The organism is Sphingomonas sp. SP5, from assembly GCF_058313455.1.
In genome coordinates this window covers 220,395-231,544 of record NZ_JBZFLF010000006.1, presented here as the reverse complement: position 1 = coordinate 231,544, position 11,150 = coordinate 220,395, and the positions used below count along the sequence as shown (strand labels likewise).

The following is an 11,150-nucleotide window of genomic DNA, read 5'->3' as shown; positions in this document are numbered from 1 at the left end:
CGCCTCAAAGACTGGCGCCGGGTTGCTACCCGCTACGATCGATGCCCGACCGCCTTCCTCTCCGCTATTGCCCTCGCTGCCACCGTCATCTTCTGGCTGTGATCAACGAGTCCTGACCCTAATCCCCGGGAATATGCGGCTGGCGGGTTGTCATATTTGCGGAGAAATCACGATGCTCTTTAGCGATCATCCGCGCGATAGAAGCTGTTGAACTCATATTATACTTATAACGTCTATCACGGTGTTATATTTCCAAGTCCTTAAAGTTATTACCAGAGACGAAGTCAAGCGAGTATATAAGCAGGTGGACGACGCGGGTTTGAACCGCCGCACGGAAACACGGCTGTGATCGCCTCGAGAATTCTGCGAGGCCATCGATGACGGCAGAATGTCGTCAGTGCCACGGTTTCTCAACTCGTTCATGACCCCGAGCCAGAATCTGGCGCCTTCGTTCTGCTCGAGCCACAAGCCCAGCGCGGAACACAAACATCGAAGGCCAGCCGCCGTGCCTCGCCTATGGGCTGTTTGCTTGTCGACCAACGCGCTGCAAGTCGGATCAATTCAGATCGATCATCCGGTCGTAAATGACAATGTTGATGAGAGCCTGTGCATCATCCGCCCGCAGCGGCCAGTGCCGGAACCTGGACGCGAAATGTACGCCCACGACATCATGAATGAAGGCGCGGATTGCCGGAAGGGCCGCTTCGCCAATTCTGCAGGCCGGCGATCGATCGTCGGGCGCAGCCTGCGGCAAGGGATGCAAGCGGGCCATCTCTCGATGGGACGCGCGGGCAGCGCTTACACGTTGTTGCACGTTGCGTTGCAGCATTTACTCTGGCTGAGTGACTTTTCAGGAACCGCCAGCGGCCAACGCGATTAGACGATGTACGGCCGCAGCCAAAAATCTCGCGTTGGGCGGCGAACGATCGGCGATGCACCGTCATCCAGCGAGCGCGGAAACGAACGCATATGGGCTCGATGTGCGTCCTAATGGCCAATCACAGGGCATTCTCGTTGAGGGCCACAAGCGTTGGCTCGTGTCGTTCGATGATGTGTTTGGGACCGGCGCGCTGAACATCAACGCCTGCGGTAAGGAATGATTGGAGCGTTGCGCCCCTTGGCCAATTCTTTCCCACTCGGCTACGGTCGGGAAGGAGATGAGATGATGGTCATGCCTTGCCGATCGATTGGACCTGTCGCCGGGGGAAAGGCATCGATGTTCGCAGCGCAGTGCCCGGTATCAGGCCGCCGCGCGACAGGTCCGCTCCCGCCGCTCCGGTTCCGCCGCATCGCCTGGCGAGCGGCTGTGTTGCTCGTCATGATGAACGCGCAGGCCGTTGCGCAAAGCTATACCGTACGCAGTCAGGGTGCATGGACCCTGGCGCCCAGCAGCGATGCGCCAGGGTGCTTCATGACCCGGGACTATGGCGGTGACGGCGGGACAACCTTGTTGTTTGGACTCGACGCAGATGGTCGCAACCACCTGTCCGTGCTGAACGATAACTGGTCGCTCAAACCCCGCGAGCGACTGACGCTCGACTTTCGCCTGTCGAACCGGCGCTACGTCAAGCAAGCCGCCATCGGCATGGCTTCCGACGGAAAGCGGGGTTTCGTCACGCAATTTCCACCCACGTTCGCGACCGATCTCGCGACGTCCAAGTTCCTGAACATCGACCGCGGCGACGTGCCGGTCGCCCGGTTGCTGCTCGACGGCAGCGCGCCTGCCATTGCCGAATTGAAGCGCTGCATCGCCGCCGTCACTGCCAGGCCCGTCACCGGGAAAACCGCCGGAAGCAGCGCCGCGGCCGTGCCGAAAGACCCCTTCTCGCGCGATCGGGACAAGCCGTCTCATAAGCGCCGCTAGCCAGGCCGCAGTCAGGTGCCGTTCACCTGGCGACACCAAAGAACGCTCGAACCGGGATCGGCTCGCAGGAACCTCGAGCCGATTTCCGGATTGTTCCGTTTGGTCAACAATGTGGGAGGACGCGTATATGTCGCCAGCGATGAAGAGACTGTCGCCAGTAGTGGGCATCATGATCGGTGCAGCGAGCCTGGGCGGCTGCGCGACCAAATCCTATGTGCGGGAGCAGATCGCCCCCGTCAGCGCACGGGTCGACACGCTCGAAACCCGCTTGCAGCAGACGGACGGTACCGCGCGTCAGGCGCTGGCAGAGGCGCAGGCCGCGTCGACCCAGACGCAGGGCAACGGCCAGCGGCTGGAACAGCTGAACGGCCGCGTCGACACGATCGATCAGCGGCTGCAGGCACAGGAACGCCGACCGAAGCGCGCGCGCAACTGAGACGCATTGCCGGGTTCGTCCGGCTAACCGACCTTCACCAGCGTCGCCGAACTGCGACGCTGGTCCTCTGTGCCGAGCGCCTTTGCAGATGATCTCATTTTTTCTGGCGCTTGCGGGATACATGGCGATCGAGGCGAAAGCGAAGGCCGCTCCGGCGCCGCCGCCGCCATCGCAAGCGGCGCCTCCTGCCACGCCGAGCGCAGTCGAACTCTCACCGGCGGCAATCCGGGTTGCGGACTGGGTAGCGGCATCGCGTGACAATCGTGGTCTCCCCTATGTCATTATCGACAAGATCACCGCCTCGCTGATCCTGTTCGACGGCAGCGGGACCGAATTGGGCAGGGCGCCGGTGCTGATCGGCATCGCCGTCGGTGATGATGCCACGCCCGGCATCGGCAGCAAGAACCTGTCGGAGATCGGCCCGGCGGAGAAGACGACGCCGGCGGGACGCTTTCTGGCGAAGTTCGGCCCGGCGGCCGGACGCCAGCGGGTACTCTGGGTCGACTATGCCACGTCGGTCGCAATTCACCCGATACCCACCCCGGGCAAGACAAGCGAACATCGCCGCGAGCGCATGCTGTCACCGACGCCCGACGACAACCGCATCACCTTCGGCTGCATCAACGTTCCGACCGCGTTCTACACCAAAAGCGTAAGGCCGCTGTTCGGCCGCAAGGGTGGGTATGTCTACATACTGCCGGATACCAAGCCGCTGGAAACGGTATTTCCGCGACTGATGGTCCAGGCGGTACTCGACGGCGGGCGCTGACGGCCGAAAGATACGATATCCGCTCGCGATGTTCGAGAAGACGGCGCATGTTCTACTGACGCTACGACGCGCTACGGGCGGCCCGCGCGTAGTGCCGTCGCTAGACTATGACACATAAGCGCGGTCATGGACGGCGCCGTGCGAGCCAATCTGCCTCAACAAGCGCGACGTGTCCTGACAGATGCAGCCGCGCTCCGGGGGTCGATAGGCATCCGGCGGTCGTTTCGCCCTGTGCAAACGCATCTGCGGCGTAGCAGAATGCGGCGGGATCGCCGCGGCGCACCAGCACATAGTCGGCGGACAGGCAGGCCTGCAAATAGAAGGCCTGGCCGCAGCGGCGATCCTCGCGCCTTCATCCTGGGTCAGCACCTGCACGCGGCTATCGGCGTTCGCAATACTCAGCTTCGGCAGGGTAGGACGATTACCCAAAAGGAACGATGACAGATCGGGCAAACGTGCTTCCGCGGCCGCATCGTTCCCGCCGTAAATCGCGGCGAAACTGGCGCGGCGGCTGTTCGCCAGCGTCAGGTCTTTCCATCATCGCCGAAGCGGCTTCGTCCATCCAATTGGGCGCGGGGCCACCATCGTGATCCTTGGCGCGCATGGTCGCATCTGGCCAAAATGCATTGATGAACTAGTCATGCCCAAGTTCATGGAGAGCGTGCCCGCTTCTCGTGCGTGTAACGCGGCCGGCGTGATCTTGTCAGCTTGTTGCGCGAGCGCCAATATTACCAGCGCGGCGGTTCCATCGGCGTCGAGTTGCATGGCTTGTGCCTTAGCCGTCATGCCGTGCGCGAAGGAGGTTCGATAGCCTTCCGCCACATCTTGATCGGACAGCCAGGGCATGCGCCATTCCATCCGGCAGCTTTCAGGCGCGTCTATCCGCACGTCGATTCCACCGCTGATCATTTCGATGATCGCGTGGCGTGGTGCAAGTCGTGCGAACGCCACCTCAAAACACTGGGCTCCTTGCTTGGCATGCTCAGCCAGTCGACCGGCCCGTTCGCGTGTGTCGGCAATGACGGCGCCTCCCTCTGCGACGATACACACTTGGCGAAGGGGGATCGCTGACTGAACGATGGTCCGATGACAGTGGGCTGCCGACGCGGCAAGCCAGATTACCAAGCCGATAAGATTGATATGACAGCCCCCTGATTATGTGTGTGATAGGTATCCGTTTGCAACCGTATTCAAGGCGGAATGTGCGCGAGAATGGCGTTGATCACGATGATCGCCTCAGCCATGATGATCGACGAAGAGAGCCACTCCTGCATCGGGACTAGACGTGGCGGTTCGATCGGCTCGCTTGAAAGGAGCAACGACGCCGGCGAAACGACCTGTCACGCCCAGCCTGCACCCGTCAGTGATGGGATAATCATCCAGCTTGGCGTTCGACGAAAATAACTGTCCTATAGAATATGTTGGTAATAGACCGCTAATGTTAATGGCGATTAGTATGATTAAAACCATCTAACAAATTGCTACATTATCATGTTATATTTATAGTGAAGTTACGTATATTTAAACTATGGTGATATACATATAAAGTTTATTTTATAATCGCCTTTTCATTATTTATATTAATTAGGGATAAAATAAAAGATAATTTTCGTAAGTTATTTGAAGGAATTTGTATATGTAACGCTATGAAAAGTGTTAGTATATTTTAAATTATTTATCGTTACTGCAACATAACGCGTTCAGATTTGCTCAGCGCAAAACGAAACGTGCGAGATACTTGCGCAACCGATCGGCATCGTTGGTCGAGGTGCGCTGCCGGCGGGAGGCGGCGAATAGCGCGCGACCGGCATCGGACATGGAGCGGCTCGCCCGGCATGTCGCGACGACATGCGCCAGCTGAACCCGGTCGAACGGGTCCAGCCCGTCCAGCTGCTCCGGCGGCAATAATCCGTCCAGCGGGTCGGTCGCATCCGCGCCACCGGTCCACAGGCGCTTGAGCCGTGCGATCTCGGCTGCGACGCACTCGATATTGATCCGTCCCGATGGGCTGAAGGTGGCCATGCGGGTGACGCTGGCGGCGAGATCGCGAAAATTTCCGGGCCAGCGCGCGGCAGCGCCCGTCGCGAAGGCGAGATAGCGGTCGCGCGCCTCCTTGTTGAAGGTGATGCGGTCGCCTTCGCGTTCAGCATGGCGATCGAGTTCATAGTCGAGATTAGGTGCGATATCCTCGCGCCGCTCGGCGAGACCGGGCAGGGTGAAGGTCCAGAGGTTCAGCCGCGCATACAGATCGTCGCGGAACGTCCCCGCCGCCACGCACGCAGCCAGATCGCGGTTGGTGCCGGCGATCAGCTGGAAATCGCTATGGGCTTCGCGTTCGGCGCCGACCGTCAGGAAGCGCTTGTCCTCGATCGCGCGCAGGATCATCGCCTGTTCGTCCAGCCCAGTTCGCCGATCTCGTCGAGGAACAGCACGCCGGCGTCCGCCGTGCGGAGCAGTCCCGCGCGATCCGCGGCGGCGCCGGTGAAGGCGCCTTTGCGGTGGCCGAACAGCGCCGACATCGCGCCATCGCCTTTCAGCGTGGCGCAATTCACCTCGACGAGCGCCCCCTTCACCTGGCGCTTGAGCCGCTTCAGTTCGCAGATGCGCCGCGCCAACTGGCTCTTGCCCGCCCCGGTCAGTCCCATCAGCAGCAAAGGCGCGCGGCTGCGGACCGCGACCTGCTCGATCTCGTCGATCATCGTGTTGAAGGCGGCGTTGCGCGTGTCGATGCCCGATTTCAGGAAACTTGTGCTCTCGGCGCTGTCGGCGGCGAAACGCGTAGCGATGCTGTCATAGCGCGACAGGTCGAGGTCGATGATGTTCCACGTCCCCGCCGCGCCGCCAGACCCGCGTGCCGGTTGCGTCTGAAGCAGGCGACCTGGCAAATAATGGCCCTCGGTCAGCAGGAACAGGCAGATTCGGGCGATGTGCGTGCGGGTCGTGATATGGACGAGATAATCCTCCGTATCAGGGTCGAACGGATAGGCCCGTAAGGTCGAGCAGCTTTCCATAGACCTCCTCGAAATCCCACGGATCCACAAAGTCCATCACCTGCATCTCGACCCGCGTTTCCGGCGACACCGAGGCGATGTCTTGCGCCACGAACGCAGCAAGGCGCGCGTGCTGCGTCCCATGGATCATGACCAGCCGGTCGATCCGCTCATCAAAGCCGACGCTCGCTTGGTACAAAAAGGTCGGCTTTCGGACGCTTTTGCATGCCGCAACCGGCTCGGCCACCGCCCGCGAGGCGCTGGACCATCCCGCCCGCCGTATTGCCGATCTGCTGCCCTGGAACTCCCGCCCCGCCTGACGCCGCACCCTCACCGGACGGTTACGCTTGGCCAGCACCCTCAAGCTCTCGACTACGCTGTATCGCTCGACGGCCTGCCTCTGTCGTGCGGGCGCTCCCATGTAGAACCTGTCCCATAGTGCATCCCTCCAGGCCTGCGCCGATCATGCACCATCAAAGTCCATGGCCGAAGCGTATGCCATACCTCTCGCCCGCCACCGTTTCGCCATGTGTCAGTCGTACCGGCAGACTCCCTTGTTCCATTCATCCCGCTTGCACGAGGAAACGTTCCAGGTCGTCACGCCTTTCGGCGGTGGCGATACGCCCTCGGTTCCGCCGGGTTCAACCGTATAGCCGCTGCTGCGCGACCGATCGTTACCATACCAGAAGCTGCCGATCACTGCGAACCCGCAGCTGTTGACGACCTCCCAAAGACCGAGACCCTTACCACCTTGCGGTCGCATGGTGATGCAGTGGCTCGTTGGCGTCACGGCCCCACCGATTGCACCGCCGGAGGCTGCAGTATCTCCGCTTGGCGCCGCACGCAGCATCTGAAGAGTCTGCTGACAGCCCTGCGCAGCCGAAGACCCGTCTTGAAGCTGGTCGCGACACTTCGACGCCCAAAAGTTGCGTTGCGCTGCGTTGCCGACGCCGGTCGGCAGGTCGCCGTACCGCTTGGCGGCAGGACGCGGGCTGGCGGGAATGCCGGGCACCGGTGCGGGCCGCGACGAAGGCACAGGCGTCATGGAATAGGTGCGAGGAGGCACAGGTAATGGGGCCATTCCCCGGCTAAGCCCGGACGCAAATGCACCCAGCGCGCCTACGATGACGGCCGCGTCGCTGTATCGGGACGATCCGCCCGAGCGGCGGGCCCGAGCTTCGGCGAGAAGTTGCTTCTTCTGCCTCCTGCGCGGGCGTCCTGTTGGCCTTCCAGACCTCGTATCGCGCTTTGCTCTCAGCCGCCAACACGGCCAAAGCCGTCTGTCGGCAGCCTTGGAGCATTGACGACACAAGCGGAGCGGCACCGTCCATTCGCCAAGCCAGCTTTTTCTGCGGCACCGATATCTCGATCCGCTTAGCTGATGCGAACCGCATCATGGTTTCTTGATCGGGCAGATTGATCGTGATGTAGGTATCGAGTGTGATCGCCGGCAAGGACATTGACGGCCCGCCGTCGATCACGACATTGGCCGTGGTATTCTTATGCCAACCCAGCTCGTTCCCATCCCTATAGAATGTTGCTTTTAGCTGGTAGCGTCCACTCGTTAAATCGTCCCGCTCATGAACATCCACGGCCATCGAGTAGGTGAAATCGAGATGCTTGTAACCGAAATCCTTGGTCACCGTGCACCAACCGGCTGCTTCGTCCTTCCGCACCCAGGGATCATCGGCTGCCAGTGCGTGACTGGTAAAGCACGGAGTGAGCAGGCTTACACCAGCGCAAAGCAAACCTACCTGACAGCGCCGGCGTTACTTGAAAGTGTTGAATATAGACATGACCATATCCAGCCGCTGTTCCATTAAACTAATGCAGCCCGCCTGACCTTGGCATACCGCAATAGTATTACTTCCGTTGCGGGCGCGCCAGGGCCGGCCGTGACTGTTCAGTCCAGCGACGCGCTTCAATCGCTTGCGGCTTCGTTCTGTAAGGTCAGTTCCACCGACGGACGCAGATCGAGTGGCCACTCCGGACCTGCGCATCCGACAGGTCGGCGCCATCGATCCTTACCCGAGCCAGCGTGCGACCATAGCGATCACGGCCGCGCTGCTTGATCGTTGCCGGCCCGCGCGCGATCGCCGCCGCCAGCGCCGCCCTCAAGGTGACCGGATCGCCCTCGACACACGGGAGGCCGCGCCGGCAATGGCCCGGAAGCTGGACTCGCCGATGCTCAGCAGACGGATACAGGGATCAAGCAATCCATGTCTGTCCGGCGATATGCCGAAAGGAGCAGCCGATATCGCTGGCCACTGCCAGGTGAAGCTGGAACGGGCAGCGATCGACCGGCCCGTACAGTAGCCCATGTGTTTGGTTCTGCCGCGAATCCATGCGTTAAGGGCGCATGACACCGCAGGATGAGATCAGCGCGCTGAAGGACAGACTGGCGGTGGCCGAGGCGCTGCTGCGGGAGAAGGCGGATCTGGATGCAGCCTTGCGGGAGAGCGAGGCCCGCCACCGCCTGCTCGTCGCCACCTGGGCGCAGGCGGTGTGGGAAACCGACGCTGCGGGGGTCGTCACCGCCGATAGCCCGAGCTGGCGAGCCTATACCGGTCAGACGCTGGAGGAATGGCTGGGTGACGGCTGGTTCGATGCGATCCATCCCGACGATCGGCCCTATGTCGAACGGCGGTGGCGAGAGGCGATCGCGGCGCGCGAGGTGGTGGATGTCGAATTCCGCCTGCGCAGGCCCGATGGCAGCTGGCGCTGGACCAACGTCCGCGCCGCGCCGCTGCTCGATGCGGAAGGATCCATAGAGAAGTGGATCGGGATCAACATCGATATCGAACGGCGCAAGGCGGCGGAAACGGCCGTCCAGCGCAGCGAAGAGAAATACCGCACCCTCTTCGATACGATAGACAACGGATATGCGCTCACCGACCTGCTGCGCGACGGGAACGGCCGCGTCGTCGATGTCATCGGCGTCGACTTCAACCGCAACTACACCCGGCACAGCGGCGTCGTCCCCTTCGTCGGGCGGCGTGCGACAGACGTCATCGCCATGCCCGATCGCTGGCTGGAGCAATATGAGGAGGTCGCACGCACCGGGCTTCCGGCGCGCCATGACAATCATATCGTTGTCGGGGATCGCTGGGTCAGCGCGCATTTCTCGCTGGTCGGCGAACGGGGCAGCGATCGGGTCGCGGTCGTGTTCGACGACATCACCGACCGCAAGCGTGCCGAGGCACAGTTGCGCGACAGCCAGGAGCGGCAAGCCTTTCTGCTGAAATTGTCGGATGCATTGCGCGCCGAGCCCGATGTCGACGCGATAGCGACCTGCGCGATCCGCATGCTCCACGAGCAGATGCAGCTCGATCGCTGTTACATCGCCACCTATCGACCGGACGACGACGTGGCGGATATCGGCCCCCAGATCGGCAACGATACGGTTGCCCCGCTTCCGGCGGAGGTCCGCCTGTCCGACTTTCCCGACGCGTATGAGCAGATACGCGAACAGACATTCGTGCTGGCCGACGACCTTGCGAGGCCGGGTCTTTCCGACGGCGAGCGGGCAGCATCGGCCTCGCTGGGCATGCGCGCGATGGTGGCGTCCACGGTGCGCAAGGGGGACAAGAACCCTCTCACATCCCTCGTCGCGGTATCGTCCCGCGTCCGCCACTGGACGCCGGGAGACGTCGCGCTCGTCGAGGAGGCGGCCGAGCGGACATGGGCGGCGATGGAGGGCGCTCGCGCCGTGGCGGCGCTGCGCGCGAGCGAGGAGCGGTTCCGGCAGTTCGGTGACGCATCGCAGGACATCCTCTGGATACGCGACGCCGCGACACTGCAATGGCAGTATCTCACGCCGGCCTTCGAACAGATCTACGGCCTCGGCAGAGAGGAAGCGCTTGCCGGCGACAATTTCCGCAGCTGGCTCGACCTCATCGTGCCGGACGATCGGCCCGACGCCTCGGCGAACATCGATCGCGTCCGGCGGGGGGAGAGCGTCGCGTTCGAGTATCGCGTCAGGCGCCCCGTCGACGGAGCGATCCGCTGGCTGCGCAACACCGATTTTGCGATCCGCGACCAGCATGGCGCGATCGCACTGATCGGCGGCATCGGCCACGACCTGACCGAGCTTCGCGAAACCGAGCTCCGCTTGCAGGCGTTGATCGAGGGTATCCCCCAGCTGGTCTGGCGTGCGGTCGATGGCGGGGACTGGACCTGGGCCAGTCCGCAATGGACCGCCTTCACCGGGCAGCAGGAGGCGGATAGCCGCGGGTCGGGATGGCTGGAGCCGCTCCACCCCGACGATCGGGACGCCGCCCGCGACGCCTGGCACCAGGCGGTGGACCGCGGCGGGATCGACGTCGAATATCGCATCCGCGACCAGGCGTCCTGCGCCTACCGCTGGTTCCAGACGCGGGCGACGCCGGTCCGCGACGAGGCGGGATCGATCATCGAATGGCTGGGCACGTCGACCGACATCCATGATCTGAGGCTGCTCCAGGACCGGCAGCAGGTGATGGTGCAGGAGCTTCAGCACCGTACCCGCAATCTCATCGCCGTCGTGAACGCGTTGTCCCGGCAGACGCTGAACAGCGCCACGTCGCTGAACGACTTCGATCGGCATTTCCAGGATCGGCTTTCCGCCTTGTCCCGTGTCCAGGGGCTGCTGTCCCACCTGTCAGCCGGAAAGCGGGTGACGTTCGACGCGCTGCTCGGCTCCGAATTGGCGGCGCTCGGCGCGCCCGCCGACAAGGTGACGCTGGACGGGCCACGGGGCGTGCCCTTGAAATCGGCGACCGTGCAGACCTTTTCGCTGGCGCTGCATGAGCTGGCCACCAACGCTTTGAAGTATGGAGCGCTCGCCGTGCCGGGCGGACATCTCACCGTCCGCTGGCGCGTGACCCATGCCGATCCGGGCGGCCCCAGGCTTCAGGTCGACTGGTGCGAGGCGGGCGTCGACATGACCCATGTTGACGACCGCCCCCGGCAAGGAGGCTATGGACGCGAGTTGATCGAGCTTGCCCTGCCTTACCAGCTTGGGGCGAAGACCAGCTATACCATGGCGGCCGACGGCGTGCATTGCACGATCGACGTTCCCGCTGCGAAGGCCATGGCAGAACCGGACTAGAC

At 62.5% G+C, this 11,150-nt stretch carries 9 protein-coding genes and 4 pseudogenes; 7 read left to right on the top strand and 6 right to left on the bottom strand.

Annotation, left to right across the window (positions count from 1 at the left end; all coding sequences use genetic code 11):
• Positions 1-102: pseudogene (locus tag AC4GY7_RS15550) on the top strand (IS5/IS1182 family transposase); the annotation flags it as partial.
• A 151-nt stretch (positions 103-253) separates the two neighbouring features.
• On the opposite strand, the pseudogene AC4GY7_RS15545 reads toward AC4GY7_RS15550, so the two are convergent.
• Positions 254-474: pseudogene (locus AC4GY7_RS15545) on the bottom strand (transposase); the annotation flags it as partial.
• 55 nt (positions 475-529) lie between these two features.
• Between AC4GY7_RS15545 and AC4GY7_RS15540 the strand changes: the two are divergent.
• The 4 genes from AC4GY7_RS15540 (at position 530) to AC4GY7_RS15525 (ending at position 3,069) form a co-directional block, all read left to right on the top strand.
• The gene (locus AC4GY7_RS15540; protein ID WP_491115731.1) at positions 530-880 is read left to right on the top strand and encodes a hypothetical protein; all 351 of its coding nucleotides are present in this window, start codon (positions 530-532) and stop codon (positions 878-880) included.
• 336 nt (positions 881-1,216) lie between these two features.
• Positions 1,217-1,864: a hypothetical protein gene (locus tag AC4GY7_RS15535; RefSeq protein ID WP_491115729.1), complete on the top strand. Its 648-nt coding sequence runs from the start codon at positions 1,217-1,219 to the stop codon at positions 1,862-1,864.
• A 139-nt stretch (positions 1,865-2,003) separates the two neighbouring features.
• Positions 2,004-2,300 carry a hypothetical protein gene (locus tag AC4GY7_RS15530; protein ID WP_491115727.1) on the top strand — a complete coding sequence of 99 codons (297 nt, stop codon included), beginning with the start codon at positions 2,004-2,006 and terminating at the stop codon, positions 2,298-2,300.
• Between the two features lie 88 nt (positions 2,301-2,388).
• On the top strand, positions 2,389-3,069 hold the full coding sequence (locus tag AC4GY7_RS15525) for a hypothetical protein (RefSeq protein WP_491115725.1): 681 nt from the start codon (positions 2,389-2,391) through the stop codon (positions 3,067-3,069).
• 537 nt (positions 3,070-3,606) lie between these two features.
• On the opposite strand, the gene AC4GY7_RS15520 is transcribed toward AC4GY7_RS15525, so the two are convergent.
• Entirely contained in the window at positions 3,607-4,020 is a 414-nt protein-coding gene (locus AC4GY7_RS15520) for a hypothetical protein (protein WP_491115723.1), read from the bottom strand.
• Between the two features lie 261 nt (positions 4,021-4,281).
• On the opposite strand from AC4GY7_RS15520, the gene AC4GY7_RS15515 reads away from it, so the two are divergent.
• Positions 4,282-4,473 carry a hypothetical protein gene (locus AC4GY7_RS15515; RefSeq protein WP_491115721.1) on the top strand — a complete coding sequence of 64 codons (192 nt, stop codon included), beginning with the start codon at positions 4,282-4,284 and terminating at the stop codon, positions 4,471-4,473.
• 306 nt (positions 4,474-4,779) lie between these two features.
• Here AC4GY7_RS15515 and AC4GY7_RS15510 read toward each other — a convergent pair whose 3' ends face one another.
• The 4 genes and pseudogenes from AC4GY7_RS15510 to AC4GY7_RS15495 form a co-directional block, all read right to left on the bottom strand.
• Positions 4,780-5,343, bottom strand: a complete 564-nt coding sequence (locus tag AC4GY7_RS15510) for an AAA-type ATPase lid domain-containing protein (protein WP_491115753.1) — start codon at positions 5,341-5,343, stop codon at positions 4,780-4,782.
• Positions 5,344-5,349: 6 nt separating this feature from the next.
• Positions 5,350-6,210: pseudogene (locus AC4GY7_RS15505) on the bottom strand (RNA repair transcriptional activator RtcR family protein); the annotation flags it as partial.
• Positions 6,211-6,401: 191 nt separating this feature from the next.
• A pseudogene (locus tag AC4GY7_RS15500) lies at positions 6,402-6,496 on the bottom strand (IS481 family transposase); the annotation flags it as partial.
• A gap of 651 nt (positions 6,497-7,147) precedes the next feature.
• Complete coding sequence (locus AC4GY7_RS15495) at positions 7,148-7,702, bottom strand: hypothetical protein (protein WP_491115719.1); 555 nt, start codon at positions 7,700-7,702, stop codon at positions 7,148-7,150.
• A gap of 716 nt (positions 7,703-8,418) precedes the next feature.
• Between AC4GY7_RS15495 and AC4GY7_RS15490 the strand changes: the two genes are divergently transcribed.
• Positions 8,419-11,148, top strand: a complete 2,730-nt coding sequence (locus AC4GY7_RS15490; RefSeq protein ID WP_491115718.1) for a PAS domain-containing protein — start codon at positions 8,419-8,421, stop codon at positions 11,146-11,148.
• Positions 11,149-11,150: the final 2 nt, after the last annotated feature.